The organism is Streptosporangium sp. NPDC048047, from assembly GCF_040653115.1.
GTDB lineage: Bacteria > Actinomycetota > Actinomycetes > Streptosporangiales > Streptosporangiaceae > Streptosporangium.
Genome location: NZ_JBEZNH010000001.1, coordinates 256,819 through 283,371 on the forward strand (window position 1 = coordinate 256,819; position 26,553 = coordinate 283,371).

Consider the following 26,553-nt stretch of genomic DNA (forward strand, 5'->3'; position numbering starts at 1 on the left):
TTTGGTCATGCGGCCGAAAATGTCAGCACTATATCTCGACAGGGATCCACGCCGGACGCTTGACTCCGTAGCGGCCCTCCGGTGATCTCCCCGGACGGGTGACCAGTCTCTTTCCCCCTCAGAGGCGCAATGTTCCGCAACCCCCGCGTCCGTCGTGTGCCGGCGCTGGCCGCCGCGCTGGCGGTCACCGTCATCACCCCGGCCATCGCCCGGCCCGCTGCGGCGTCGGCACCTCCCGGGGCCGCCTCCGCGGTCGCCCCCACTTCGTACATCGTCACCCTGGCCGAACCACCGCTGGCCACCTACGACGGCGGCACGGAGGGCATCGCCCCCACCAGGGGCGGCAAGGGCAGGAAGGTCGACACCACCAGTTCCCACGCCAGGCGCTACCGCGACCGTCTGGTCGACCGGCAGAACAAGGTGGCCCGCGGCGTCGGCGCGGCCGCCACCGGCCACCACGCGGTCGCCTCCAACAGCTTCACCGCCGAGCTGACCCCAGCCCAGGCACTGCGGCTGCACACCACCCAGGGCGTGCTGTCCGTCGTCCCCGACACTCTGCGCAAGGCCCTGGACGACCGCAACTCCGCCGATTTCCTCGGCCTGACGGGCGACGCCGGCCTATGGGCGAAGCTCGGCGGCGTCGGCAAGGCGGGGAAGGGCGTCGTCGTCGGTGTCATCGACACCGGCATCTGGCCGGAGAACCCCTCCTTCGCCGCCCCGGCCCTCAGCACGGAGCCGCCCACGAGAACCGACCCGTACCGGCCCTACCTGAAGGACGGGGTCACGGTCATGAAGAAGGCCGACGGCGCCACCTTCATCGGCCTGTGCCAGACCGGCGAGGAGTTCGCCGCGAACCTGTGCAACCAGAAGGTCATCAGCGCCCGGTACTTCGGTGAGCAGTGGTTGAAGGGCAATCCGCCGGACAAGCGCGCCGACTACGTCTCCCCGAGGGACGCCCAGGGCCACGGCTCGCACACCGCCGGCACCGCGGCGGGCGACCACGCCGTCCGGGCCACGGCGAACGGCGCCGACTACGGCACGATCTCCGGCGTCGCCCCCGGTGCGGCCGTCGCCGTCTACAAGGCCCTCTGGCAGGGCAAGGACGGCGGAGTCACGGGCGGCTACACCTCCGACCTCGTGGCGGCCGTCGACCAGGCGGTCGCCGACGGTGTCGATGTGATCAACTACTCGGTCGGCGGCATGTTCGAGTCGGCGGCCGACGACCCGGTCCAGCGCGCCTTCCTGGCCGCCGCCGAGGCCGGCGTCTTCGTCGCGACGGCGGGGGGCAACTCCGGTCCCGACCCGTCCACGGTGGACAACACGATGCCGTGGACGACGACGGTCGCGGCCGGCACGATCGCGCCCTGGCAGGCCGAGGTCCGGCTCGGCGACGGCACGGTCGCCGATGGCGTGAGCACCACGGTCCTCGCCCCGCTCGGTCCCAAGCCGCTGGTCACGGCCGCGTCGGTGAAGACGGACACGGCCGCCGAGGCCGACGCGCAGGTCTGCGCGGCCGGTTCGCTCGACCCCGCCAAGACCGCCGGGAAGATCGTCTACTGCCGGCGTGGGACCACGCTCCGCGTGGACAAGTCGGACGAGGTCAAGCGGGCCGGCGGTGTCGGCATGGTGCTGGGCAACCCGACCGACCAGGACACCGACGTCGACCTGCACTCCGTGCCGACCGTGCACGTCAACGCCCCCGACTCGGGCAGGGTCGAGGGCTACGCGGCCACCGCGGGCGCGACGGTCACGTTCGTCCCGGCCGCCTCCGGCGGCGCGCCGTACCCACAGGTCACGAGTTTCTCCTCTCGCGGCCCCTCGCTCACCAACAACGGCGACCTGCTCAAGCCGGACATCACCGCGCCGGGCTCGGCGATCCTTGCCGCCGTGGCGCCCCCCGGCAACGGCGGCAAGGACTTCGATTTCTACTCCGGCACCTCGATGGCCGCCCCGCACATCGCCGGCCTGGCCGCCCTCTACCTCGGCGAGTACCCACTCCTGTCGCCGATGGCGATCAAGTCGGCCATGATGACCACCGCCTACGACACCAAGACCCCGGACGTGTTCGCCCAGGGCGCCGGGCACGTCGACCCGGCCCGCATGCTCACGCCGGGCCTGATCTACGACGCGGGCGCCGAGGACTGGTACGGCTACCTGGAGGGCCTGGGCGTCGGCACCGGGACCGGCGTCAAGCCGCTGGCCGGGCCCGACCTGAACTACCCGACGATCTCCGTCGGCACCCTCTTCGGCTCCCGGACGGTCACCCGCAGGGTCACCGCCGTCACCCCGGGCGTCTACCACTCGGCGATCGAACTGCCCGGTTTCAAGACCAAGGTCAAGCCGTCCACGCTGGTCTTCAAGAAGGCGGGCGAGACCAAGGAGTTCACCGTCTCCATGGAGACGGTCCCGTCGGACATCACGGGCACCGTCGCCGGGCGGCTCACGTGGACCGGCGCGGGCACGACCGTGCGCAGCGCGGTCGTCGCCACCCCGCTGAGCGCGCGGGCGCCCGTCGAGGTGAAGGGCGCCGGAACCGACGGTTCGGTGCGCTTCGAGGTGACGCCCGGGGTGAAGAAGTTCCCGGTCACCCCGTACGGTCCCGTGTCGGCGGACGAGGTGCCGGGCACCGTCAGCGAGAGCGAGGTGCTGGGCCGCGAGATCCCGGTCATGGTTCCCGACGGCGCCAAGGCCGTCTCGTTCAAGATCCGGGCGGCGAACCCCGAGGCCCAGGTCGGCGGCGTCATCTTCTACGAGAAGAACGGCACGCTCGAGTTCGAGTCGTGGGTGTCCAGCCCGGACGGCGACCATCGCGTCGTGCTGCCCCACCCGCGCCCCGGCAGGCACACCCTGGTCGTGCTCACCCTCGGCGACCTGCCCGGGACCACGTCCACGGACTTCCTCACCCAGATCAACCTCGTGACCGCCGACCACGCGCGAGGCACGCTCACCCTGACGCCGGGCAAGCCGAAGGCGACCGTCGGCACGCCGATCCCGCTGACGGTCTCCTGGACGCAGGCGACGCCGCGGACGAACACCGGCTACGTCGAGTACCCCAACGGAGCAGGAACGATCGTCACGATCAACTGACACGGTTCCGCCGCCCGGCCCTCGGCCCCCCTCGCCTGCCCGGCGGGCGGGGGCCCGTCGGCTTACCCGGTCACCCGGCCGCCCGCTTCCGCGACCACGTCACCGGTTCGCCGCGTTGATCCTCATGCTCCGCGCGGCCCACCGGTGTCACCGCCCGGTCGCGTTCCGCCGGTGGGCGGCCGGACACTCCCGGTGCGGGAGGTCCGGACGCCGTGGCCGGTCATACGCAGCGCAGGACGAACGACTCGCCCGTGCCGTCGTGCCCGTTGTACGTGCTCCCGGCCACCGAACCGTCGTCCGAGGCGACCGTGAGCGACATGCTGTACGTGGGCGACTTCGGGACGGCGTGGACGAACCGGTCGAGGCGCCAGATGCCCTCGCCGCCTCCGGTGGCCTCGTCGGTGGGGCCGGTGATCAGGCCGTCACGGTTGAGGGCCCGGGTGTCGGAGCTGTTCGGCAGCAGGCGCGGCACCCCGTCGGTGTCCCACAGCACGCCCTGGCCGCGGGAGGGCGAGGCGTAGCCGGCCCGGCCGATCACGCGGCCGTTGGAGATCCTGGTGGCGGACGTGGCGGACGCCCCCGGCACCTTCGCCAGAGGGGTGATCGCGCCGTTCCGCCACAGCGCCGGGCCGTCCGGGCCGCGCAGCAGCACCGTGCCGTCCTCGTCGGCGTCCTCGGGCTGGTATCCGCCGGGCAGGACGGTCTCGATCACCTGGCCGGGACGGTCCGCGGGCCAGCGCAGCAGGCGGTACTCGAACCGGTTGTCGATCCGGACCATGTTCTTGCCGGTGACATCGCCTTTCTCGTCGATGGCGAGCGGGGTGACGAATCCGGTTCCGTCCGGGCGGACGAGTTTCTCCGCCTGACCGTCCTTCAGGAGGACCGCGTAACTGGGACCGTAGTACGGCGGGACGGCTATGGCGGCCCAGGCCAGTGTCGTGCCCGACCGGTTCTCGTCCGGCAGCCTCAGGAGCGGCTCGTTGCCTATCTTGGTGCCGTGGTCGGTGAACAGCCCGTTCCGCCATGAGACGCCGTGCCAGTAGCCGTCGGCGAGTATGGCGCGGCCCGAGAAACCACCCTGGTGGTTCGTCGCGGTGACCTCGGACTGCCCGGTGCCCGCCGGCACGGGCAGGGCGGATCGCGTCCAGGTGCACGCGGCGCCCGCGGAGGCCGAGACGGCGCCCGGCGCCACCACACCGGAAACGAGCAGAAGTACGGTTCCCGCGATCGAACGGACCAGCCGTTTCATATTCATGGATTCCTCCTGCGATTGACGCGGTCGGTGTCAACCGTAGAGGGGAAGGAATGGCCGGTCGCTTTTCTCGTTCGACAATGGCGGTTTCCAAGAAATCCGCGGTGCTGGGAGGGCGCCGGCGCCCCGGAGAGCCGGGGCGCGCCCTTCGCCGCGGGGGAGACGGTGACGCCCCGGGCGCACCGCGTCCCCCGGGGGCCGGTGCCGCGTCCGCCGGCCGAAGCCCGGGTCACCCTCCCCGGCGGAACAGACCGAACAGGCCGAACGGTCCCCGTCCGCGCCGCGCGGGTGCGGGCGGGGGCTCGGAGGGCTCCTCCCGGACGGGGTGGCGGTCGCGCCAGTCGCGTACGGCCTCCTCGACGTCGAAGGGCATCAGGTTCAGCGGGGGACCGGAGAGGGCCTTGCGGTTCCCCTCGACGATCTCCTCGTTGATCTCCTCGATGATCCGGCGGACCTCGTCCTCCGACCGTGCCTCAGCGGCCGCGGCCCGCGCCTCCTCGGCCTTCCTGCGCAGGGCGAGCGTGCCGGGCAGCGGCATCGACAGGCCCTCGGAGCGGAGCTTCTGCCTGATCCACCACATCTCCTCGTACGGCTCGCCCTCGCCGGGCAGCGGCTTGCCCGCGCCCGGCAGGCCGTCGAACGCGCCGCGCTCCGCGGCCTCGCGGATCTGCCGGTCGACCCACGTCTCGAAGCCGACACCGAGTGGCCTGCGTTCCGTCATCGCCCGCCTCCAGCACGCCGGACAGTGGTGTTCCCGAGCATAGCCACCCATCGCCGGCCGGCAGGGGCGCGGGTGGACGGCGCCGACGGCTTCGGCGGGCGGCGCGCCACATGGACGTGGCCGTCCATGTGGCGCGCGGGCGCGGCTCCGCGAGCGCCGGACTCTCGGGTGTTCCGTATTCCGGAATTCCGGTCCGCGCCGCCGTGTCTCAAATTCCCGTGAATGGCTCAGAAGTCCGGAGGGGAATTCCTTTACGTGGCGTGGAACCCGCGACTGCGGCGATTTCGCGTACGATCGGTTTTCCGGTGGCGCCCGCCTCCACGGCCCTTCCGGGGCCGCGCAGGCCCGCTCATCCCGGGGCCCGGAGCGGACGGCCACGCCGTATTCACCGGACAATCCCTGGAGCGACCATGAGGATCGGCATCATCGGCGCCGGAAACATCGGCGGCGCCCTCACCCGGCGGCTGACGGACCTCGGCCACGAGGTGACGGTGGCCAACTCGCGCGGCCCGCACACCCTCGCCGACCTGGCCTCGGAGACCGGGGCGAAGGCGGTGACCGTCGAGGAGGCGCCACGCGGGGCCGACCTCGTCGTGGTCACGATCCCGGAGTGCCGGGTGCCCGAGCTGCCTCCGGGTCTCTTCGACGGGGTGCCGCACGACGTGGTCGTCGTCGACACCGGCAACTACTACCCCCAGCAGCGTGACGGCCGCATCGAGGAGATCGAGTCCGGCCTGCCGGAGAGCCGCTGGGTGGAAAGGCGCCTCGGCCGTCCGGTGATCAAGGCGTTCAACAACATCTACGCCCGGCACCTCGCCGAGCACGGCCGTCCCGCCGGCGCGCCGGGCCGTGTGGCCCTGCCGGTGGCCGGCGACGACGAGGCCGCGAAAAGGGTCGTCATGGACCTGATCGACCAGCTCGGATTCGACCCGGTCGACGCCGGTGGCCTGGACGACTCCTGGCGCCAGCAGCCCGGCACGCCCGTCTACGCCACGGACAGGGACGCCGGGGGAGTCCGCGAGGCGCTGGCCCAGGCGAGGCCCGAGCGCGGCCCGGAATGGCGGGCCACCGATGGCAGCCCGGGCACCTTCGTCGCCCCGGCCTGACCGACCCTGCCTGGACCCTGGCCCGGACACCTCCGCCTGGTGTTCCGGGCCGGGCCGGATCAGATCGGACCGGGCTTCATACGGCCAGGCGTTCCCGAAGCCGTTCTCAACTCGCGGCTTCCGTGAGTAGGTCGTCATCGGCCCGGGTGCCGTCGCGCGGCGCGTCCGCGGGTGTCCGGCGGCGGCGGAGGACGTCGGGCACGAGGGTGAAGATCCCGGCCGCGGCCAGGGCCGCGCCGAGCCACAGCGGGGCGCGCAGGCCGAACGCGTCGATGCCCAGTCCGCCGGCCGAGGATCCGATGATGACGCCGAGGGTGATGAAGGAGGTGTGGACGGTGTTGACCAGGGGCCCGGCGTTCCCGGCCCGCTGGACGCGGGCGGTCATCGCCGCGTTGAGGGTGACCCCCGCCAGGCCGATCCCCAGCATGAACGTCACGGCGGGGACCGGAAGGTGGGCCAGCAGCGCGAAGCCGGTGAGGAAGGCGAGGTTCAGGACCAGGCCGCAGAGCAGGACTGCGAGGGTGTGCCGGTCGGCGAGGCGTCCGACGACGACGTTCCCGATCACGGTGGCGGCGCCGTAGGCGACGAGCAGCACCGGGACGGTCCCGGCGGCGAAGCCGGTGACGCCGGTGAGGACCGGGGTGAAGTAGGTGAAGGCCGCGAACGTCGCGCCGATGACGAACGTGCTGGTGGACAGCGTCAGCCACAGACGCGGGGCGCGGAAGAGGGCCAGTTCGCTCCGGAGGTTCCCGCCGTCGCCGTCGCGCTCCAGGCGCGGCACCCCGGCGAGCGTGGCCAGGGCGGCGATCACGGTCAGGACGCCGACGGCCCAGAAGGCGGCGCGCCAGCCCAGCCACTCGCCGATCAGGGTGGACAGCGGCAGCCCGAGCAGCGTGCCGAGCATCAGGCCGTTCATGGCCGCCGCGACGGCCCGGCCCCGTGCCTCGGGGCGCGCCAGTCGCATGCACAGCGAGACCGAGATCCCGAAGAACGCCTGGGAGGCGGCTCCGGTGATCACCCGCGCCACCGTCATGACCCCGTAGCCCGGGGCGACGGCGGCCAGCACGTTGCCCGCCAGGAAGACGGCGAACAGCGCCGTCAGCGCGGTCCTCGGATTCACCCGAAGCAGCGCCACGGTCAGGAAAGGGCCGCCCACGGCCATGGCCGCCGCGAAGGCGGTGACGAGATAGCCGACCTGCGGGACGGTGACACCCAGCCCGTCGGCGATCTGCGGCATGAGGCCGGCGACGGCGAACTCGCTGGTCACCATGGCGAAGATCCCGAGGGCCATTATGTGTACGGCGCGGTGCACGGCGCTCCTTGGGGACATCGGTTTTGGATTGATCGGTTCAAAATTCGGGCATGGAGACGCCGTGGGGGCTCCGGGGATTTTCGGAGGGGCGGGGTCCGAGCCGGCGATCCGGCGTTCAGCGGTCCTGGGCGGGCGGCCCGGTGGGTCCGAGGTCCGAGGGTGCGGGCTCGCGGGGCGCGGGGCCGGGCGGATCCGGCTCTCGGGTGAGCGCGTCCATCGCCGTCGCCGCGACCGCCTCCAGCGTGGCGCGGTCGGCGCCTCCCTGGCCGGAGACCCGCAACCCCGCGATCACCGCGTTGACGAAACGGGCCAGGGAGGCCGCGTCCCGGGAGGAGGTGATGTCGCCCTCGCGCTGTCCGGCCTCCAGCGCCACGCGCATGACGGCCAGCCGGCGCGCGGTGTCGCGTTCCAGCATCGCGGCCGCCTCCGGGTCGCGGTCGGCGAGCTCCACGACGGTGTTGACGGAAAGGCAACCGCGCCGGTCGTCCGGGTCGTCGCCGATCACCATGGCGAACAGGGTGCGGATCCGCTCCGCGCCGGGCCGGCTCTCGTCCTCCAGGAGGGCGAACTGGGCGGCGTTCATGGTCTCGATGTAGCGGGCCAGCGCGCGCTTGAACAGGTCGTGCTTGCTGGCGAAGGCGTTGTAGATGCTGCTGCGGCCCAGGCCGGTGGCGTCGCACAGGTCCTGGGTCGAGGTGGCCTCGTAGCCCTTCTCCCAGAAGGCGTGCATCGCCGCGTCCAGGGCCCGGTCCTCGTCGAACGTCCTCGGCCGTGCCATGCGGTCACCGTAACACATTTTGGAATGCTCGATACAGTACGGTCCGCGTCCCACCGGGATCCGGCGTGACCCGTGCCCGCCGGGATCCGGCGCGGGCCGTACGGCCGCCCGAAGGCAGGCTCGGCGCGGTGGCCCGGCCGGCCGGCCACATGGTCGGGGCGAGACCGGGGTTCACGGATCCGGCTCGGCCCTCACACCGCGTGAGGCCGGGAGCCGGGTACATGAGCGATCACTGCGACGCGTTCGGGATGAGCCCCGTACCCGTCCCCGGAGCCGCCGGGTCGCCGTCCTTCGGGTCACCGTCCGTCAAGCCGCTGTCCGCCGGGTCGCCGTCCGTCAGGGCGTCGCGGGCGTCCATGAGGGCGAAGCCCAGCAGGTTGAGGCCGAGCCAGGCGGCGGGGGAGGCGGCGCGTGCGTCGTCCGCCGCCAGCCCGATGCCCCAGATCCGGTCCACCGGGCTGGCCTCGACCAGAACCCGGCCGCGGGTGCCCAGCAGGAACTCCCTCAGCTCCGGGTGCGCGCCGAACTTCGCGACACCGCCGCGCACCACGATCCCGTAGCGATGCTCGCGCCAGACGGTCTCGTCGAAGCCCCGGACCTCGCGGCCGAGCTGTTTGACCTCGCCGGGATGCCGGGCTCCGAGGATTCGCGCGGCGGTCCCGCCGTCGCCGAACAGCCACGCCTTGTGGGCCATCATGTAGTGCTCCGCGGAGCGGAAGACGTGCCCGTCCGAGGTGAAGGGGGCCTCCCACCACTGGCTGAGGCATCCCGGGCCGACGCCTCCGCCGCGTGGCGGCCGGTGCCCCCAGAAGAACAGGTGACGGAGCACCACGCCGTCCCGCTCGGCGGCCACGGCCTCATCGACGGAACGGGGAAGTCTGCTCATTCCGGACACCGGTTCACCATGCCACGTACGGCCGCGGCCGGGCCACCGGATTGACGGGCACGGCCGGGCGCGGGGTCACTCCCGGTTCAGCCGGCTGAGCGCCCAGTCGAAGGAGGTGTGGGCGGTCGCGGTGAACAGGACGAACCACACCTCCGACACCCGTGTGGCCGTGGCGTTCACGGTGTCGACCGCGATGCGGGCGGCGTCGTCCATCGGCCAGCCGTAGACCCCCGCCGACACCGCCGGGAAGGCGACGCGGGCCGCGCCGAGTTCGTCGGCGACCCGCAGCGACTCGCGGTAGCAGGAGGCGAGCAGCTCCGAGCGGTCCTCGTCGGCGGAGAAGACGGGGCCGACGGTGTGGATGACCCAGCGGGCCGGCAGATCGCCCGCGGTGGTGGCCACCGCCATGCCGGTCGGCAGCCCGTGGACGTAGCGGGAGGCGCGGAGCTCACGGCACTCGGCGAGGATCGCCGGGCCGCCGCGCCGGTGGATCGCCCCGTCGACCCCACCGCCCCCGAGGAGCGAGGAGTTGGCGGCGTTGACGACGGCGTCGACGTTCTGGGTGGTGATGTCCCCATGGACCAGCCTCATCCACATGGTCCGAGTCTGCCATCCGGCGCGGGCCGCGGCGGCGTTCCGGTCGGCACACGCGTAGGGGGAGCCCGTGGCGGCCGGTGGAGAGGGCGACGTCCCTCCCCGCCGGCCCCCTCGCGTCCCACGGGTGCGCCGCCGAGTCCTTGACGTCCTCGGTCAGATCGATTAGACCTCATGAGGTCATCGATCATCTCCCGGGAGGTCACCGTGTTCGACAGAGCGTTGCCGCGCCGCGCGGTACGCGCCGCGCTGGTCATGGCGGCGGCGGGCTCGCTGGTCGCGTCGGGAGCGATGCCCGCTTCGGCCGCCGGGGCCGCAGGCAGGCCGCCGAGCCCGACGAGCCCGACGAAGGGTCCGTGCCGGTACACCCCGACCCCGGACGAGCCGGCCGTGCGCAGGGTCCCCCTCCCGCCGGACCCGCGCCGCACGCCCGCCCGCCCCGTCTCCGCGGTCCTCAAGACCAACCACGGCGACATCGGGCTCACCCTCGACCCGGCCAAGGCGCCCTGCACGGTGCAGAGTTTCGTGCACCTGGTCCGGCACGGGTTCTACGACCGCACCTCATGCCACCGGCTGACCGCCTACGACCGGCTGAAGGTGCTGCAGTGCGGTGATCCCGGCTTCACCGGCGAGGGCGGACCGGGCTACCGGTACAAGGACGAACTGCCCACCGATCTGCCGCCGTGGCCGGGTGACTCCACCGGGCAGCGCAGGACGTACGCGCGTGGGCTGCTGGCCATGGCCAACGCCGGACCGGACACCAACGGCAGCCAGTTCTTCCTGGTCTACGGCGACTCCGGTCTGGCGGCCAACTACACGGTCTTCGGGACGGTCGACGCCGCCGGGCTCGCCGCCCTGGACCGCATCGCGGCCGGCGGCATCCAGCCCGCCGAGGGGGGCCCGACCCCGCCGGTCGACGGCAGGCCCGCCCTCCCGGCCGACATCCGCGACGCCCGGATCCGTCACTAGACGCCCGGATCCGGTACCGGTCGTCGGCGGTGACGCCTTTTCGCGGTGGATCACCCGCGAAGGGCGTCACCGCCGGACGCCGCTCCGCCGCCGCGACCGTACGGCCGTACGGCGGACCCGCCGGAGACCGTACGGCGGGCACGCGCGAGGAGAGGGTGTGGGTGTGATGGCCGACGGAGACTCCGGCGTGCCGGGATCCCTGAGGAAGGTGCTCGCCGACGTCGCCGCCGAGCGGGCCGCGCAGGACGCCATGTGGGGCGTGCAGGAGCACCCCGACGGCACCGGCCCCGAGGGCACGGCCGCCGCCGACCGCGCCAAGCGCGACCTCGACGGGGCCAAGCGGGCGGGGAGGGTCACCTGGCGGCACATCCTGCACGAGGAGGTCCTGGAGGCGTTCGCCGAGGACGACCCCGACCTGCTGCGCGGCGAGCTGATCCAGGTCGCCGCCGTCGCCGTCAAGTGGGCGCAGGCCCTCGACCGGCGCGTCGCGACCGCGCCGCACCGGGTGCGTGAGACCCGGTTCACCGCGATCGTCGACGTGCACGTGATGTTCGTCCGCGACGGCGCGCTGCTGCTCGGACGGCGGGCGAACACCGGGTACGGCGACGGCCTGTGGCATCTGCCCAGCGGGCACCTGGAGGCCGGGGAGCCGGCGATCCGGGCCGCGGCCCGCGAGGCGGAGGAGGAGGTCGGCGTCACCGTCGACCCGGCGGACCTGACGTTCGTCCACGTCATGCACCGCGCCCCCGACCGGATCGGGCTGTTCTTCCGGGCCGAGCGCTGGACCGGCGAGCCGTACAACGCCGAGCCCGGCAAGTGCGACGGCCTGGACTGGTACCCGCTCGACGCGCTGCCCGCCGACATGGTCGCCTACCCTGCGGCGGCCCTGCGGGCGATCGCCGAGGGGCGGGGCTTCGCGCTCCACGGCTGGGACGACCCGGCGGGGTGAGTTCCGGGCAGACGGGCTCCGGCCGGTGAACTCCACGCGGACGGATCCCGGGCCCTGACCCCCGGCCCCGGCCCCGGCTCCAGGCCATGGGGCTTCGGGCCATGGGGCTCCGGCCGGGCGGGGCAGGTGAAATTTTCACGGGCCCCGCGGCCCGCCGGTGAGGATCGCGCCTGGTGACCGGCCGGACGCGGCGCGGCGCGGCCGGACGGCCGTTTGCAGCGGGGAGACCGGACTTTATGGTGCGTCGTGCAGGAGGGACCCTGCAGACGTTCGCGACCCCCGGAGCAGCGCACCATGACGGACACGACGGAACGACGCGGCATGAGCCGGGCCGTCGCGGTGATCCTCGCCGCGCTCGGCCTGGTCCTCGCGGCCGGAGCGGTCACCGCCCCGGCGCGTGCCGACACGACCATCTGCGAGAAGTACGGCTCGACCAGCATCCAGAACGGCAAGTACATCGTCCAGAACAACAACTGGGGCGACGACACGACCCAGTGCATCAACGTCACGGGCACCGGTTTCACCGTCACCCAGGCGAGCCACAACAAGCCGACGAACGGCGCGCCGGGCTCGTACCCGTCGATCTACGCCGGCTGCCACTACGCCAACTGCACCTCCGGCAGCGGCCTGCCGATGCGGGTCAGCGACAGCCGGTTCAACGGCGTCCAGACCAGCGTCAGCATGAGCTACCCCGGAGGCGGGGTGTACGACGCCGCCTACGACATCTGGTTCGACCCGACCCCGCGGACCGACGGCCAGAACACCGGCGCGGAGATCATGGTGTGGCTCAACCGCGTGGGGTCGATCCAGCCGGTCGGCTCGCGGGTGGGCATGGTCAACCTCGCCGGGGCCACCTGGGAGGTCTGGTACGGCAACATCGGCTGGAACGTGATCTCCTACGTCCGCACCTCGGCGACGAACTCGATCAGCTTCGCCGTGCGCACCTTCGCCGACGACGCGATCAACCGCGGCTACGCCCAGCGGTCGTGGTACCTCACCAGCGTCCAAGCGGGCTTCGAGCCGTGGGTGGGCCAGAACGGCCTGGCGGTGAACGACTTCTCCTACAGCGTCGGCGGGAGCGACCCCGGCAACGGCGACCCGGGTAACGGCGGCGGCCGCACCTGCTCGGCCGCCGGGTCCACCGCGAACCAGTGGAACAACGGCTACGTCATCGATCCGGTCACCGTCACGAACACCGGCTCCTCGACGACCAACGGCTGGACCGTCACCTTCACCCTCCCCGCCGGGCACACGCTCTCCGGCTCCTGGAACGCCGGCGTGACCGTCAACGGGCAGACCGTCACCGCGCGCAACGTGAGCCACAACGGCTCCCTCGCGCCCGGCGCCAAGGCGAGCTTCGGCTTCCAGGTCACCCGTCCCGGCGGCAACCTCCAGGTTCCCTCGGGCTACACCTGCACCGCGTCCTGAACCGGACCGGGGGTACGGCGCATTCGCCCGGCCGTACCCCCGGGCCTTCCGCCGCGGCGTCCCGGTCCCGGACCGGGACGCCGTACCCGTGCCGTGCCACCGGCCTGCACGACGCCCGCCCCGCCGACGACCCTCGTGAAGGGGGCCGAACCCTGTGAAGGGGACCGAAGTGCGCACCTCCCTCCTGCCCGGCCGCCGGGCCCGGCTCCGCGCCGGGCTCACCGCCGCGCTGCTGGCCGCCGGGATGTCGATCCCGGCGGCGACCACCACGGCCGGGGCCGTGTCCGCCCCGGGAACCGGGACGGGGACCACGACCGTGGCCGGAGCGGGAACCACGGCCGTGGCCGGGACGGGAGCGGGGCTCCGGGCCGCGGCCGGGGAGCCCTACCGGGACCCGTCCCTGTCGGTGGCGACCCGCGTCGCCGACCTGCTCTCGCGGATGACGCTGGACGAGAAGATCGGCCAGATGACCCAGGCGGAGCGCGCCTCCGTCACCGCCTCCGACATCACGACCTACCGGCTGGGCTCCCTGCTGTCGGGAGGCGGCTCGGCGCCCTCCCCGAACAACGCCGCCTCCTGGGCCGACATGTACGACGGCTTCCAGCGGGCCGCCCTCGCCACGCCGCTGGGCGTCCCCCTCGTCTACGGCGCGGACGCGGTGCACGGCCACAACAACGTGGTCGGCGCCACGATCTTCCCGCACAACATCGGGCTCGGCGCCACCCGGGACCCCGAGCTGGTGCGGCAGATCGGCCGGGCGGTCGCCGAGGAGGTCTCCGGCACGGGCGTCGACTGGGACTTCGCCCCCTGCGTGTGCGTGGCGCGCGACGACCGGTGGGGACGCACCTACGAGTCGTTCGGCGAGGTGCCCGAACTCCCCTCGTCGATGACGACGATCGTCACCGGACTGCAGGGCTCGCAGCTGGGCGGCCCGGCCTCGGTGATGGCCACCGCCAAGCACTACGTCGGAGACGGCGGCACGGCCGGCGGGGACGACCAGGGCGACGCCCGCCTGACCGAGGCCGAGCTGCGGGCGGTCCACCTGCCGCCGTTCAAGGCCGCGGTGGACCGCGGGGTCGGCTCGGTGATGGTCTCCTACAGCAGCTGGAACGGCGTCAAGACGCACGGCGACCGCTACCTGATCACCTCCGTGCTCAAGGGCGAGCTGGGCTTCACCGGGATCGTCGTCTCCGACTGGAACGGCGTGGACCAGATCGACGGCGCCGAGGGGCTGTCGGCCACCGACGTGCGCACCGCGGTCAACGCCGGCGTCGACATGGTGATGGAGCCCCAGGCGTGGAAGCAGTTCATCACCCTGCTGCGGGCCGAGGTGCAGGCCGGACGGGTGGCGACCTCGCGGGTGGACGACGCCGTACGGCGCATCCTGACCAAGAAGTTCGAGCTGGGACTCTTCGAGAAGCCGCTGACCGACCGGTCCTACACCTCCACCGTGGGCAGCGCGGCGCACCGCGCCCTGGCCCGCCAGGCGGTGGCGAAGTCGCAGGTGCTGCTGAAGAACAGCGGGAACGTCCTGCCGCTGGCCGCCTCGGGCGGGAAGATCTTCGTCGCCGGCAAGAGCGCCGACGACATCGGCGTCCAGAGCGGCGGCTGGACCGTCACCTGGCAGGGCTCCACGGGGAACATCACCCCCGGCACCACCATCCTCCAGGGCATCCGCGACACCGTCGGCCCGGCGGCGACGGTGACCTACAGCCGCGACGGCAGCGGCGTCGACGGCTCCTACCGGGCGGCGATCGCCGTGGTGGGCGAGACCCCGTACGCCGAGGGCCAGGGCGACCGCACCGGATCCATGGGCCTGGACGCCACCGACCTGCGCACCCTCGACACGCTGCGCCGGGCCGGGGTGCCGCTGGTCGTGGTGCTGGTCTCGGGCCGCCCGCTGGACATCGCCGCCCAGCTGCCCGGCTGGGACGCCCTGGTGGCCGCCTGGCTGCCGGGCACCGAGGGGCGGGGCGTCGCCGACGTCCTGTTCGGCGCGGTCAAGCCCACCGGGAAGCTGCCGATGACCTGGATGAGCGACGTGAGCCAGCAGCCGATCAACGACGGGGACGGCAAGACGCCGCTCTTCCCCTACGGCCACGGCCTGACCTACCGGGACACGCCCGCCGACACCGCCCCGCCGTCCGCGCCCGGTGTGCCGGTCGCGTCGGAGGTGACGTCCTCGCAGGTCAAACTGTCCTGGGCGGCGTCGAGCGACGACGTCGGCGTGACGGCCTACGACGTCGTACGGGTGCAGGGCACGACCGAGACCACGGTGGCGACGCAGGCGGCCCCCTCGGCGACGGTCACCGGCCTGTCCGCGGGCACCGCGTACACGTTCGCGGTCTACGCGCGTGACGCGGCGGGCAACCGCTCGCCCAGGTCCGGCACGGTGAACGTCACCACGGGCGCCGGGAACGGCGGCGGGGGATGCCGGATCACCTACGCCGCCGGCGACTGGGGCGGCGGGGGCTTCGGGGCCACCGTCACCGTCGCCAACACCGGGACCTCCGCGATCAACGGCTGGACGCTGCGGTTCACCTTCCCCGGCGACCAGCGCGTCACCCAGGGCTGGTCGGCGACCTGGTCGCAGTCGGGCGCCGACGTCACCGCGACGAGCCTGTCGTGGAACGCCTCCCTCGCGCCCGGCGCCTCGACCGGCATCGGGTTCAACGGCTCCTACGGCTCCGGCAACCCGGCCCCGGCCGCGTTCACCCTGAACGGCACGCCCTGCTCGGTGTCCTGAGAACCCGGACGGCCGGCGTCCCGCGGCCGGCCCCGGCCGGTCGGCGTCCCGGGGCTCCGCGCGGAGCCCCGGGGCCTCGTCCGGGCCGCCGGACCCTCCGGCCGGGACCTCGTCCGGGTGTCCGCGCGGACGCCGTCCCGCTCAGGAGGGCCAGGGGACGCGGGGCAGCCGGGACACCGGGGTCACGGCGGGCCCGTCGTCCGTCCAGCCCGCCTCCAGCACCACCTCCACCTCGTCGCCGGCCGCCCCCGGCCGGCCGGAGGTGGTGCTGGACAGCACCTGGGAGGTGCCCGGGTCGATGACCAGCGTCCGCCGGAAGGGCACGGGGGTCCGCACGGTGAAGGAGAACGCCTCACCCGCCCTGCCCCGCGCGTCGGCTGCCCGGCCCAGGTAACGGACGTCCGGCGACTCGGCGAGGGCCCGGTAGGCGGCGGCGCGCACGGCGGGCGGGGACGGCTTGCTCCACAGCAGACCGCTCAGCGCGTCCGCCACGAGACCCCCGTCCACCGCGGCCCGGCCGGCCCGGCCGGTCCTGTGGGTCCCGTGAGCCATGCCGGCCTCGCCGGTCGTGTCCCCGCTGCCCGCCGTGCCATCCGGCACGGTCCCGTCGCCGCCCGTCGTGCCGTGGTCCGTCGTGTCGGGGTCCGTCGTTCCGGGGGCGGGAGTTCCGGGGGCGGGCGTTCCGGGGGCGGGCGGCTCCGCCACCGTCCCGGCCACCAGGTCCCGCAGCGCCCGCGGGTCCGACGGGAGGCCCTCGATCCGCCGCAGGGTCATCCCGTGACCCGCCATGCTGAAGGGCGCCTCGCCGGTGATCTCCGTGAGCTCGCCCTCGCCCGGGGACGTGGACAGCCCCGCCGGTCCGTTCCGCCACTCCGACGGGGAACCGTCGCGGCGCCAGGCCGCCTCGTCGGCCTCACCCGCGGGGCGGACCCCCAGCGCCCGGGAGGCGGTCCAGGCCCGGCCGTCCCTGGCTGCCCACAGCTCGGTCAGCCGCCACTCCACCACGCGGTACCGGTCCGGGCCGTCGCCCAGCGGTTCCGGCAGGGTCCGCCGGCGCAGCTTCGCGACATGCCAGTAGGCGCCGGCCGCCGTCGTCCCCGCCCCGGCTTCGGCTCCGGCCCCGGACTCGGCCGAGGTGGCCGCCGCGAGCAGGATCGACCGCCCGGAGAGCCCGGAGAGCCCGGAGAGCCCGGCGGCCCCCGTGCCGGGTCCGCCCGACGTGCCGCCGGATCCCGGGCCGCCGGATCCCGGGCCGCCGGATCCCGGAACCCCGGACGTCACCGGGACCGCGATCACCGCCGTCGCCGCCGCGACGGCGACGGCGAGGCCGGCGACCGCCATCGCCCACGGCGGCCGCGGACGGCGGGAGCCGCTCCCCGCCCCGATCCCGCTCCTCGCGCCGGCTTCGCCCTCCGCTCCGGCGCCGATCGCGGCATCCAGCCTGGCGCGCACCCGGGCCTCGGCGAAGGGGCCGGCCTGCGGCTCGCCGTACAGCTCGCGGACCCTCTCCAGCTCATCCACGACCGGCCTCCTCGGCGTCGAGCATCGGGTTGACGCCGCCGAGCGCGGCGCGGAGCTTCCTTCTGGCCCGGTTCAGCCGCGAGCCGACGGTCCCGTACGGGATGCCGAGAGCGGTGGCGATCTCCTCGTGGCTCAGCCCGGCCAGGGCGACCAGGAGCAGCACGTCGCGGTCGCGGCGGTGCAGCCCGGCCAGGGCCGCCGCCAGCTCCGGCCGCAGGCTCTGCGCGCTCACCCGTACGGTGACCCGCTCCTCGTGGCCCGGATGGTCGGGGTCGGGACCGTGCCGTCCGAGGGCGCGCAACGTGCGCACCTCGACGCGGCGGTGCCTGCTGACGAGGTTGGTGGCGATGCCGTACAGCCAGGCCCGGACGCCGGCGCGGGAGGGGTCGTAGCGCGCCCGCTTGCGGAACGCGGTGAGGAACGTCTCGGCGACGACGTCCTCCGCGGCGTCCGGGCCGAGCCGCTGGGCGACGTAGCGGTGGATCTCCCCGAAATGGGCGTCGAAGATCGCGGTGAACCGTTCCGGGTCGTCCAGGGGGAGCCGGTCGGTTCCGGCGTCCCCCACCGGGTGGGCGGCCTGGCACATCGTCGTCACGACGGTCTCCGGTCGGGTGCGGCCCTCGGGTCCCGTCCGGTGGATCTCCGTCGCGGCGAGGATCCACCGGACGGACCCTGGGCGTGGTTCGGCGGTCACCCTTTCCTCTCCCGATCCGCCGCCGAGCTTTCACGCCCGCGCGGCGGTCACCTCCCAGGGCCGGCTCCCCGGCATCCTTGCCCACCCCACCGGCATGTCACGGCTCATCCGACCCGCCGCCGCACTCTCGGGACCGGCGTCCCGTCGGCGGGACGACCGCTAGCTCCGCTTCCAGACGCGGACGTAGTCGACCTGGAAGTCCGCGGGGAACCGGGTGGCGGCGTCGGGGTCACCGAGCCAGCCGCCCACGTGGAAGGTGAACCGCAGGTGGTACGGCTTGCTGAACGCCGAGTCGAACCATGAGGTGGTCGTGCGGTCCCGCTGCCAGACCTTCCGGCCGTCGATGTACCACCGCATCACCCCGGGTTCCCACTCGGTGGTGTAGGTGTGGAAGCCGTCGCCGGGGTACCCGGTGGTGAAGGGGAAACGCTGGTCCTGCTTCACCTGGGGACTGTAGCTGTTGAAGATGGCCTGGGTGGCCGCCGCGTAGTACGCCGACCCGCCGGGCAGCTCCATGACGTCGATCTCACCGTTGGCGCCGTCCTCGGGGCGGAGCCAGAAGGCGGGCCACAGCCCGGTCGAGCCGGTCGGGCCGTTGGGCGACTTGGCCCGTACCTCGAAGCGCCCGTAGGTGAACGAGAGCCGCTTCATGGTGGTGAGGTAGGCGGTGGTGTAGGCGCGGGTCTCCGAGCCGCAGGTGCGCGTCTCCTTCCGCGCCGTGAGGAAGAGCGACCCTCCCGAGACGCGGACGTTCTCCGGCCGGTTGGTGATGCAGGCCCGGTCGAAGTCCACGCGCGTGTTGTTCCGTGCCTCCCACGTCGAGGTGTCCAGAGACGCGCCGTCGAACTCGTCGGCCCAGACTTTCGTCCAACCGGCCGGGCCGCCGGTCGAGGAGGCCGTCGGCGTCGGACTGGACGTCGGGGACGCGGTCGGTTTCGGTGTGGGGCTGCCGGTGGGGGACGGCGAGGCGGTGGACGAGGGGTCGTAGGTGATGACCAGGCGGGGCCTGAGGGAGGCGGATGAGTTCTCCCGGGAGGCCCAGTAGGTGCGGGTGGTGCGTGCCGTCTGCATGACGGTGAAGACGAGCTTCCCGTTGCCGCGGACGGCCTCGGAGACGTCCCAGGCGTTGTATCCGGCGGTGACGGCGGTCCTGGTGTCCAGCGCCGCACCCGGCGTGCCCCGGTCGGCCCATGAGCCGTCACCGGTGGCGTCCCCGGTCGTGGTGTGCGCCGTGGTGGTCGCGGTGTAGGCGTTCCAGGAGTACAGCTGGAGGCTCGCCCTGATGTTCCGGGCGCCTGCGGGAAGCCCGCTGACGTCGAACGCGACGACGGCGTCGCGCTGTCCCCGGGAGTTGCCCTCGCACGTCGCGGGGCAGGTGGCGAGCGTCGTCTTGACGCCGTTGTCACCGTCCTGCGTCACCTGGGTGATCGTCGTGTCGGCGGTGCTCGCGACGGTGAGCGTCGAGGACGACGCCGTGCGGGCGGTCCCGGTGCCCGTCCACAGGGCGCCCGCGACCACCAGGGAGGACACGGACACGGTCAGGAGTTTTCTGGTTGACATGCTGCCTCGGTGAGCTGGGGGGAATGGTCGGCCCGTGCGGCCGTACGGCGCGCGCCGGAGCGGTCCGTGCGCGGTGGGCGGCCCTCACCTGCTCCGTGGAGGCCGGTACCCGCCGCGGTCTGGAGGAGAACCATACTGTCCTCCTCCGCCCCGGGCGGGAGAGGCGATCGACGGCTCCGGACGCGTACGGGCAAGTTCCGTGCGCGGATCGGCAAGGCGCGGACGGCGCCGTAGCGGTCGGCCGCGGGTTGAACGAACTGCGAAATGTCGGTGGGGCAGGCAAGAATGATCTCATCATGGTCATCTCACCTTCGCTCCCCTTCGCGGCCACGACGTCCCCCAACGGCGACATCGTGGTCTTCTACGTCGGTCCCGAGCCGCGCATGACACCCGAGCAGGCGCTCGCGTTCGCCGACCGGCTCCGCGACATGGCCGCCGAGCGTCTCGCGCCCGCCTGATCCCGTACCTGCCCGGCAGGGGTCTCGGGTTCGTCCGACCCGCGCCCGCCTGCTCCCGCGTCCGCCGACCGGGGCCCGCCTGGTTCCGCGCCTGCCGACCGGGGCCCCGCGTCCGCCTGACCCCGCGTCCGCCTGACCCCGAGCCTGCCCGCCGCGTGCCCCCGGCCGGTTCCGGGGTGTGCGGCGGCGATCCTTCCACCTCGCCCCGGTGGGACCGCCGTGTCCCCGGCGTGCCCTCCAGGGTCTCCACGCGGTCACCGTACTTCCTGAACCGGTAAAGGAAAGCCTTTTCCCGGATCGTCCGAAAGGCTTCCGAAACACGGGGTCAGGTGAAACTTTCACGTGCTGTTCGAGGTAGCGGCAGACCCTATCCCGGATGTTTGACAGCTGAACCGGTTTAGTTCAACCATCCTCGTACCCCGCCGACGGGCCGCCGCGCCGACCGGTGTCCCGGCCGGGCCGCGGCGCGCCGCCCCGTTCCGAGGGAGAGGCGCGCCGCCCGGGGCGCCCCCCACCCTCGTACGCCCAGGAGATCGCATGAGAGATCATGGACGGCGCGTCAGAGCCACTCTGACGAGCCTCACGGCGGCGGTGGCCCTGCTGGCCGCCGTGCTGGTCGCACTGCCCGCCGCGCAGGCCGCCGCGGCCCCCTGCCGGGTGCTGTACCAGGTCGTCAACGACTGGGGCTCCGGCGGCACCGTCAACGTGACCGTCGTCAACGACGCTCCCACCGCCGTCGACGGCTGGACGCTGACCTGGACCTTCCCCGGCGGACAGATCGTCAACGACATGTGGAACGCCACCCACGTCCAGTCCGGCGCGACGGTCTCGGCGAAGAACGTCTCCTACAACGCCGCCATCCCCGGAGGCGGCGGCTCGGCCGGATTCGGCTTCAACGTCACCTACAACGGCTCCACGGCCGCCCCGGCCGCCTTCACGCTGAACGGCGCGGCCTGCGGTGGCGGCACCGGCCCGACGACCACCCCCACCCCGGACCCGACCGTCACCCCCACGGTCACGCCCACGGCGACCCCCACCGTCACGCCCACGACCACTCCCACCGTGCCGCCCGGCAACCTGGCGCTGAACCGGCCGGCCGCGTCCTCGTCGAACGAGAGCTCCGCCCAGGGGCCCGGCCTCGCCGTGGACGGCGACCCCGGCACCCGCTGGTCAAGCCTCTACAGCGACCCGCAGTGGATCCGGGTGGACCTGGGCGTCGTCCGCCCCGTCGTCCACGTGACCCTGAACTGGGAGGCCGCCTACGCCAAGGGCTACCAGATCCAGGTCTCCGACGACGCGGTGAACTGGACGACGGTCTACAGCACCGTCACCGGTGACGGAGGGACCGACGACCTGACCCTCTCGGGCCGTGGGCGCTACGTCCGGATGTACGGCACCGCCCGCGGCACCTCCTGGGGCTACTCCCTCCACGAGTTCGAGGTCTACGGCGTCGCGCCGAGCCCGTCGCCCACGCCCACCGGCCCCGCCTGCGGGCAGACGCCCGCCGACCAGGCCGCGAACTCCAAGGCCAGGAACCTCCTCTGCTACCTGAAGACCCACTCCTACATCAGCGGCCAGACCGACGCCCCCGACGCCGACCGGGTGAAGTCGCTGACCGGGCGCTACCCGGCCATGGTGGCCTTCGACTTCATGGAGTACACCCGGGGAAGCGTCGAGACCCAGAGCGTCATCGACTGGTTCAACTCCCACCGCGGCATCGTGGCCTTCCAGTGGCACTGGTACTGCCCGCGCGGCGGCAACTACTCGGCGCCCTGCGACTTCGTGCCCGACCTCGACAACCCCTCGTCCAAGCTCTACCAGGACATCGACCTGGTCGTGCGGGAGCTCAAGAAGATGGGGGACGCCGGCATCCCCGTCCTCTTCCGCCCGCTCCACGAGAGCAACAACAACTACATGTGGTGGACCAAGAAGGGCGCCGACGCCTACAAGCGGCTCTGGAGGCTGATCTTCCAGCGCGCCCAGGCGGCCGGGGTGCACAACGTGCTGTGGGTCTTCAACGGCATGGCCAGCGGGCAGGGCACGTCCCTGGCGTCGTGGTACCCGGGTGACGCCTACACCGACCTCGTCACCTCCGACTACTTCCAGAGCTCGGGCGACTTCAACACCTGCCGGTCCATCGGGAGCGACAAGACCGTGGGCGTCGCGGAGACCTTCAGCCCGCTGAACCCGTCCTCCGACTCGCCCTGGCCCTACTTCGTCGTCTGGGCCTCGCGCGACTGGAACGGCAGCGGCAAGGACGTCCAGTCGCTGTGGAAGGCGTCGATGGCGAACCCGAGGACCATCTCCATCGACCAGCTTCCCGACATCACCAAGTGGTGAGCCGGGCCGGCCCGCCGTACGGTGTCATCGGGCGGTGGACCGGCCCCGCGCGACGCAGGGCACCGCGCGCCGCTCGCGCGGGCCGGGCGGGGGGAGGGTCGCCTGCACCGCCGCCACGACGTGGGCGTACGGCGACCCCTCCGTCTCAAGCTCTTCGCGCAGCGCCGTCAGGGCCGCGCGGTGCTCGCGCAGCAACTGCACGGCGGGCTCGACGGCGCCGCGGGCCGACAGCTCGCACACCGCCGCCAGGTGGTCGGCCGGCTCCTCGCCGGACAGGCCGAACCCCGCCGTGCGGAAGGCGCCCTCGAACCGGTGCATGGCTCCCTCGCGTTCGGCGGCGTCATCGGAGGAGTGGCAGGTCAGGCGGAAGCGGCGGCTCCGCTCCGGGCCGAGCACCGCGGTGTGGTGCGACTGCAGGGCGGTCTGGGACGTGGCCGCCACGTGGACGAGGAAGGCGGTCAGCCGGTTGCGGACCTCTCCGAAGGGGAGCGTGGAGACCGACCTCGCCAGGAGCGGCCACGCCTCCCGCAGCCCCTCGTCGGGCCGTCCGAGCAGCACCGAGGCGACCATGTGGGCGGTGCGCACCCCGCCGTCGAGAACGCTCATGACCGCGCGGCACCCGCCGCGACCTGTGGCGGCGCCGGTGACGCTGCGGCCCGTGACGCTGCGGCCCGTGACGACATGGCGCCCGCCGTGGCTTGTGACGGCGTCGGTGCCGGCATGGCCGACGGTCCTCGCCCGGTCGTCTCCCGGGCGGCCTGTCGGACGGTCATCATCGTGGGAATCCCTTCCGGATCCTCTGGCGTCTGGCGTCGGGCATGCGGGGATCAGCTTGGCGGGCCGGCCGGCCCGCGCGGCAGAGTCTTTGGTCGGGCCGCTCGGGACCAAGGTCCCTAAGTACACATAAAGGATGAAAATTCCGGCGATACGGCCGGTCGGCCGTCATCATGTCGGGCGGCCGTGCGGCAGGCCGGTCAGCGGGCCCTGCGGCGGACCTTCCGCGGGCCTTCCGCGAGGGCCGTACGGTGGGCGCTCGCCGTACGGCCCGCGGAGTCCGTCAGCGGGTCGGCTCCCAACCACGCCGGGGCGCCGCCAGACCGCGCCGGTCGTCCCGGCTGCGGTAGACGATGTAGGGGCGGGTGAGATAGCCGACCGGGGCGGTGAGCGCGTGGACCAGCCGGGTGAACGGCCAGATCGCGAACAGCACCAGCGCGCTGAGCGCGTGCAGCCGGAACAGCGGCGGGGCGCCCGCCATCAGCTCCCCCTCGGGACGGAGCAGGAAGACCGACCGGAACCACGGGGAGACCGTCGTGCGGTAGTCGTAACCGCCGCCGAGGACGTTGGCCACGACCGTGGCGGCCAGGCCGAGCGCGATGGTCAGGGCGAGCACCGCGTACATGAGCTTGTCGTTGCGGGTGGTGGCGGTGAACACCGGGCCGACGGTGCGGCGCCGGTAGACCAGGATCGCCAGGCCGCCCACGGTCGCCACACCCGCGAGCGTGCCGAGCACGACGGCCGTGACGTGGTAGGCCGTCTCGCTCACCCCGATTGCCTCCGTCCAGCTCTTGGGGACCACCAGCCCGCCGACGTGGCCGAGGATCACCAGGAGCAGGCCGAAGTGGAACAGCGGGCTGCCGGCCCGCAGCAGCCGCGACTCGTACATCTGCGAGGACCGCGTGGTCCAGCCGAACCTGTCGTAGCGGTAGCGCCACACGTGGCCGAGCGCGAACACGGTCAGCGACACGTAGGGGACCGCCACCCACAGCACGGTGTCCAGGGCGTTCACCGGTCGCCTCCCGCGATCGAGTAGGGCTCCAGCCCGACCTCCTCGGCGGGCGGCCCCTCGGCCGCCAGGCGCAGCGCCGCCTCCCGCTCCCACGGACGGGCCGGCGGGAGGGTCGCCTGCACCGCGGCCACGACGTCGGCGTACGGCGACCCCTCCTCCAGCAGCGCCCGCGCGAGCACCGCCAGACCCGCGCGGTTCTCGCGCAGCAGTCGTACGGCGGGCCCGACGGCCCCGCGCGCCGACAGCTCGCACACCACCGCCAGGTGGTCGGGCAGTTCCCCGCCGGAGAGGTCGAACCCCGCCTCGCGGACCGCGTGCTTGAACCGCAGCAGCGCCGCGCCCCGCTTCCGGGTGTCGCCGTGGGCGTAGTACGTCAGGTAGGGACAGCAGCGCCGTTTCAGGTCGAACGTCGCCACGTAGTGCGCCTCCAGCTCCGGCCGCGGGGTGGCGTCCAGGTGGCGGAGGAAGGCGGCCAGCCGGGCGCGGACCTCTCCGGAGGGAAGCGTCTCCACCGACCGGGTGAGGAGCGGCCGCGCCTCGTACAGCCGTTCGTCGGGGTAGCCGAGCAGCACCGAGGCCACCATGTGGGCGGTGCGCAGCCCGGCGTCGTCGAGAGCGCTCATGACTTCCTTCCATCCTCGTGGCGGGGGTCGTCGCGGCGGGGGAAGAGGCCCTCGGGGACGCCCCTGCCGTCCCAGTTGAGGAGGTTGACCCGGCCGCGGAGCCGGTCGGCCTCGGCCAGGCCCCCGGCGGTCTGCCGCTCCTTGAGCGCGTGGAAGGTCTCCACGGAGACCGGCGCGGGCAGGCCGGACGCCTCGCCGAACGGGCCGCCCATGCCGGGGCCGCCCTCGCTGTCGAGGCTGCACCCGGTCATCGTCTCCTCCAGCCGCGCGCCCTGCTCGGCGTGCGCCCGGGGGATGACGTAGCGCTCGTCGTAGGCGGCGATGGCCAGCAGCCGGTACATCTCCTCGATCCGCTCACCGGTCATGCCGACGGCCTCGGCGATCGAGGGGTCCGGTTCCTGCCCGAGGTTGTCGCGCCGCATGTGGGAGCGCATCGCCGCCAGCCTGCGCAGGACCGCGCGCACCGGCTCGGGGTCGCCCGCGGTGAACAGCCCGGCCAGGTAGCCGATCGGGATGCGCAGCGTCTCGATGGCGCCGAACAGGTTGCCGGCGTCCTCGCCGTCGTGGCCGGTGCCGGCCAGCGCGTCGACGACCGGCGACAGCGGCGGGATGTACCAGACCATCGGCATCGTCCGGTACTCCGGGTGCAGCGGCAGCGCGACGCCGTAGTCGAAGATCAGCTTGTGCACGGGGGAGCGGCGGGCGGCCTCCAGCCAGTCCTCGGGGATACCCTGCGCCCTGGCCGCCGCGACCACCTCGGGGTCGTGCGGGTCGAGCAGCACGCTCCGCTGCGCCTCGTACAGATCCTTCTCGTCCGGTACGGCGGCGGCCTCGGCGACCCGGTCGGCGTCGTACAGCAGCAGGCCGATGTAGCGCAGCCGCCCGACGCACGTCTCGGAGCAGACGGTGGGGATGCCCACCTCGACCCGTGGGTAGCAGAAGGTGCACTTCTCGGCCTTGCCGGTGCGGTGGTTGAAGTACACCTTCTTGTACGGGCAGCCGGTCACGCACATCCGCCAGCCGCGGCAGCGGTCCTGGTCGACCAGGACGATGCCGTCCTCGGAACGCTTGTACATCGCGCCGGAGGGACAGGAGGCCACGCACGAGGGGTTGAGGCAGTGCTCGCAGATGCGCGGCAGATAGAACATGAACGCCTGCTCGAACTCCAGCCTCACCTCCTCCGACAGCGTGCGCAGCACCGGGTCGGCGGGGACCAGCTCCGGGCCGCCGGCCAGGTCGTCGTCCCAGTTCGCACTCCAGGTGATCTTGGTTTCCTCGCCGGTGATGAGCGACCTGGGCCGCGCGACCGGGGTGTCGTCCTGCGCGGGGGCGGAGAACAGCCGGTCGTAGTCGTAGGTCCAGGGCTCGTAGTAGTCCTGGATCGACGGCATCAGCGGGTTGGCGAAGATGGACAGCAGCTTGCGCAGCCGCCCACCGGCCCGCAGCCGGAGCCGGCCGCGCCGGTTCAGCTCCCAGCCGCCCCTCCACTTCTCCTGGTCCTGGTAGGTGCGCGGGTAGCCCTGGCCGGGACGGGTCTCGACGTTGTTGAACCAGACGTACTCGACGCCGGCCCGGTTGGTCCACGCCTGCTTGCAGGTGACCGAGCAGGTGTGGCAGCCGATGCACTTGTCGAGGTTCATCACCATGGCGAGCTGCGCCATGACCCTGGTCATCGCCCGCCCACCTCCTTCCTTCTGGGAAGCCCGGAGGGGCCGGAACGGCCGGAGGGGCGGCGTGGTTCGG

General features: G+C 73.1%; 21 protein-coding genes. 8 read left to right on the forward strand and 13 right to left on the reverse strand.

Going from position 1 to position 26,553, the window contains the following annotated elements:
* Positions 1-129 precede the first annotated feature (129 nt).
* Positions 130-3,087, forward strand: coding sequence for a S8 family serine peptidase (locus AB0D67_RS01220; RefSeq protein WP_362928514.1), 2,958 nt, complete (start codon positions 130-132; stop codon positions 3,085-3,087).
* A gap of 220 nt (positions 3,088-3,307) precedes the next feature.
* On the opposite strand, the gene AB0D67_RS01225 is transcribed toward AB0D67_RS01220, so the two are convergent.
* Complete coding sequence (locus AB0D67_RS01225) at positions 3,308-4,342, reverse strand: hypothetical protein (RefSeq protein WP_362928516.1); 1,035 nt, start codon at positions 4,340-4,342, stop codon at positions 3,308-3,310.
* Positions 4,343-4,568: 226 nt separating this feature from the next.
* Positions 4,569-5,060: a DUF1992 domain-containing protein gene (locus tag AB0D67_RS01230; protein WP_362928518.1), complete on the reverse strand. Its 492-nt coding sequence runs from the start codon at positions 5,058-5,060 to the stop codon at positions 4,569-4,571.
* A gap of 410 nt (positions 5,061-5,470) precedes the next feature.
* On the opposite strand from AB0D67_RS01230, the gene AB0D67_RS01235 reads away from it, so the two are divergent.
* A complete protein-coding gene (locus AB0D67_RS01235; protein WP_362928520.1) occupies positions 5,471-6,166 on the forward strand; it encodes an NAD(P)-binding domain-containing protein in 696 nt (231 codons plus the stop codon).
* 106 nt (positions 6,167-6,272) lie between these two features.
* Here the strand turns inward: AB0D67_RS01235 and AB0D67_RS01240 are convergent, their stop codons facing one another.
* The 4 genes from AB0D67_RS01240 to AB0D67_RS01255 form a co-directional block, all read right to left on the reverse strand.
* A complete protein-coding gene (locus AB0D67_RS01240) occupies positions 6,273-7,478 on the reverse strand; it encodes an MFS transporter (protein WP_362928522.1) in 1,206 nt (401 codons plus the stop codon).
* A gap of 115 nt (positions 7,479-7,593) precedes the next feature.
* Positions 7,594-8,256: a TetR/AcrR family transcriptional regulator gene (locus AB0D67_RS01245; protein ID WP_362928524.1), complete on the reverse strand. Its 663-nt coding sequence runs from the start codon at positions 8,254-8,256 to the stop codon at positions 7,594-7,596.
* Positions 8,257-8,485: 229 nt separating this feature from the next.
* Entirely contained in the window at positions 8,486-9,142 is a 657-nt protein-coding gene (locus AB0D67_RS01250) for an NADAR family protein (RefSeq protein ID WP_362928526.1), read from the reverse strand.
* A 75-nt stretch (positions 9,143-9,217) separates the two neighbouring features.
* The gene (locus AB0D67_RS01255; RefSeq protein ID WP_362928528.1) at positions 9,218-9,739 is read right to left on the reverse strand and encodes an O-acetyl-ADP-ribose deacetylase; all 522 of its coding nucleotides are present in this window, start codon (positions 9,737-9,739) and stop codon (positions 9,218-9,220) included.
* A gap of 171 nt (positions 9,740-9,910) precedes the next feature.
* On the opposite strand from AB0D67_RS01255, the gene AB0D67_RS01260 reads away from it, so the two are divergent.
* The 4 genes from AB0D67_RS01260 to AB0D67_RS01275 all read left to right on the forward strand — a co-directional run bounded on the left by AB0D67_RS01260 (position 9,911) and on the right by AB0D67_RS01275 (position 15,828).
* The gene (locus AB0D67_RS01260) at positions 9,911-10,705 is read left to right on the forward strand and encodes a peptidylprolyl isomerase (protein ID WP_362928530.1); all 795 of its coding nucleotides are present in this window, start codon (positions 9,911-9,913) and stop codon (positions 10,703-10,705) included.
* A 166-nt stretch (positions 10,706-10,871) separates the two neighbouring features.
* Positions 10,872-11,654: an NUDIX domain-containing protein gene (locus AB0D67_RS01265; protein WP_362928756.1), complete on the forward strand. Its 783-nt coding sequence runs from the start codon at positions 10,872-10,874 to the stop codon at positions 11,652-11,654.
* A 294-nt stretch (positions 11,655-11,948) separates the two neighbouring features.
* Positions 11,949-13,082 (forward strand): cellulose binding domain-containing protein, encoded by a 1,134-nt coding sequence (locus tag AB0D67_RS01270; RefSeq protein ID WP_362928532.1) that lies wholly within the window; start codon positions 11,949-11,951, stop codon positions 13,080-13,082.
* A 169-nt stretch (positions 13,083-13,251) separates the two neighbouring features.
* Positions 13,252-15,828: a glycoside hydrolase family 3 N-terminal domain-containing protein gene (locus AB0D67_RS01275; RefSeq protein ID WP_362928534.1), complete on the forward strand. Its 2,577-nt coding sequence runs from the start codon at positions 13,252-13,254 to the stop codon at positions 15,826-15,828.
* Positions 15,829-15,969: 141 nt separating this feature from the next.
* On the opposite strand, the gene AB0D67_RS01280 is transcribed toward AB0D67_RS01275, so the two are convergent.
* From AB0D67_RS01280 to AB0D67_RS01290, 3 genes are all read right to left on the reverse strand, one after another.
* The gene (locus AB0D67_RS01280; RefSeq protein ID WP_362928536.1) at positions 15,970-17,349 is read right to left on the reverse strand and encodes a hypothetical protein; all 1,380 of its coding nucleotides are present in this window, start codon (positions 17,347-17,349) and stop codon (positions 15,970-15,972) included.
* Positions 17,342-17,935, reverse strand: coding sequence for an RNA polymerase sigma factor (locus AB0D67_RS01285; protein WP_362928758.1), 594 nt, complete (start codon positions 17,933-17,935; stop codon positions 17,342-17,344). Before AB0D67_RS01285 ends, AB0D67_RS01280 begins: the two co-directional genes overlap by 8 nt.
* 267 nt (positions 17,936-18,202) lie before the next feature.
* Entirely contained in the window at positions 18,203-19,603 is a 1,401-nt protein-coding gene (locus AB0D67_RS01290) for a family 16 glycosylhydrolase (protein WP_362928538.1), read from the reverse strand.
* Positions 19,604-19,899: 296 nt separating this feature from the next.
* Between AB0D67_RS01290 and AB0D67_RS01295 the strand changes: the two genes are divergently transcribed.
* On the forward strand, positions 19,900-20,061 hold the full coding sequence (locus tag AB0D67_RS01295) for a hypothetical protein (protein WP_179818717.1): 162 nt from the start codon (positions 19,900-19,902) through the stop codon (positions 20,059-20,061).
* A gap of 537 nt (positions 20,062-20,598) precedes the next feature.
* Positions 20,599-22,401: a glycosyl hydrolase gene (locus AB0D67_RS01300; RefSeq protein WP_362928540.1), complete on the forward strand. Its 1,803-nt coding sequence runs from the start codon at positions 20,599-20,601 to the stop codon at positions 22,399-22,401.
* Between the two features lie 24 nt (positions 22,402-22,425).
* Here AB0D67_RS01300 and AB0D67_RS01305 read toward each other — a convergent pair whose 3' ends face one another.
* From AB0D67_RS01305 to narH, 4 genes are all read right to left on the reverse strand, one after another.
* Positions 22,426-23,007 carry a molecular chaperone TorD family protein gene (locus AB0D67_RS01305; protein ID WP_362928542.1) on the reverse strand — a complete coding sequence of 194 codons (582 nt, stop codon included), beginning with the start codon at positions 23,005-23,007 and terminating at the stop codon, positions 22,426-22,428.
* Between the two features lie 451 nt (positions 23,008-23,458).
* The gene (gene narI / locus AB0D67_RS01310; RefSeq protein WP_362928544.1) at positions 23,459-24,187 is read right to left on the reverse strand and encodes a respiratory nitrate reductase subunit gamma; all 729 of its coding nucleotides are present in this window, start codon (positions 24,185-24,187) and stop codon (positions 23,459-23,461) included.
* Positions 24,184-24,810, reverse strand: a complete 627-nt coding sequence (narJ, locus tag AB0D67_RS01315) for a nitrate reductase molybdenum cofactor assembly chaperone (protein ID WP_362928546.1) — start codon at positions 24,808-24,810, stop codon at positions 24,184-24,186. The genes narI and narJ overlap by 4 nt, the downstream gene beginning before the upstream one ends.
* Positions 24,807-26,483: a nitrate reductase subunit beta gene (gene narH, locus AB0D67_RS01320; RefSeq protein ID WP_362928548.1), complete on the reverse strand. Its 1,677-nt coding sequence runs from the start codon at positions 26,481-26,483 to the stop codon at positions 24,807-24,809. The genes narJ and narH overlap by 4 nt, the downstream gene beginning before the upstream one ends.
* Positions 26,484-26,553 lie beyond the last annotated feature (70 nt).

Excerpts from the sequence above, each read along its gene's own strand:
- AB0D67_RS01285 (WP_362928758.1), bottom strand. The coding sequence starts at position 17,935 with ATGTGCCAGGCCGCCCACCCGGTGGGGGACGCCGGAACCGACCGGCTC.
- AB0D67_RS01260 (WP_362928530.1), top strand. The coding sequence starts at position 9,911 with ATGAGGTCATCGATCATCTCCCGGGAGGTCACCGTGTTCGACAGAGCG.
- AB0D67_RS01300 (WP_362928540.1), top strand. The coding sequence starts at position 20,599 with ATGAGAGATCATGGACGGCGCGTCAGAGCCACTCTGACGAGCCTCACG.
- AB0D67_RS01270 (WP_362928532.1), top strand. The coding sequence starts at position 11,949 with ATGACGGACACGACGGAACGACGCGGCATGAGCCGGGCCGTCGCGGTG.
- AB0D67_RS01230 (WP_362928518.1), bottom strand. The coding sequence starts at position 5,060 with ATGACGGAACGCAGGCCACTCGGTGTCGGCTTCGAGACGTGGGTCGAC.
- narH (WP_362928548.1), bottom strand. The coding sequence starts at position 26,483 with ATGACCAGGGTCATGGCGCAGCTCGCCATGGTGATGAACCTCGACAAG.
- AB0D67_RS01245 (WP_362928524.1), bottom strand. The coding sequence starts at position 8,256 with ATGGCACGGCCGAGGACGTTCGACGAGGACCGGGCCCTGGACGCGGCG.
- AB0D67_RS01250 (WP_362928526.1), bottom strand. The coding sequence starts at position 9,142 with ATGAGCAGACTTCCCCGTTCCGTCGATGAGGCCGTGGCCGCCGAGCGG.
- AB0D67_RS01305 (WP_362928542.1), bottom strand. The coding sequence starts at position 23,007 with ATGAGCGTTCTCGACGGCGGGGTGCGCACCGCCCACATGGTCGCCTCG.
- AB0D67_RS01235 (WP_362928520.1), top strand. The coding sequence starts at position 5,471 with ATGAGGATCGGCATCATCGGCGCCGGAAACATCGGCGGCGCCCTCACC.
- AB0D67_RS01295 (WP_179818717.1), top strand. The coding sequence starts at position 19,900 with ATGGTCATCTCACCTTCGCTCCCCTTCGCGGCCACGACGTCCCCCAAC.
- AB0D67_RS01225 (WP_362928516.1), bottom strand. The coding sequence starts at position 4,342 with ATGAATATGAAACGGCTGGTCCGTTCGATCGCGGGAACCGTACTTCTG.
- AB0D67_RS01255 (WP_362928528.1), bottom strand. The coding sequence starts at position 9,739 with ATGTGGATGAGGCTGGTCCATGGGGACATCACCACCCAGAACGTCGAC.
- AB0D67_RS01220 (WP_362928514.1), top strand. The coding sequence starts at position 130 with ATGTTCCGCAACCCCCGCGTCCGTCGTGTGCCGGCGCTGGCCGCCGCG.
- narJ (WP_362928546.1), bottom strand. The coding sequence starts at position 24,810 with ATGAGCGCTCTCGACGACGCCGGGCTGCGCACCGCCCACATGGTGGCC.
- AB0D67_RS01265 (WP_362928756.1), top strand. The coding sequence starts at position 10,872 with ATGGCCGACGGAGACTCCGGCGTGCCGGGATCCCTGAGGAAGGTGCTC.
- AB0D67_RS01290 (WP_362928538.1), bottom strand. The coding sequence starts at position 19,603 with ATGTCAACCAGAAAACTCCTGACCGTGTCCGTGTCCTCCCTGGTGGTC.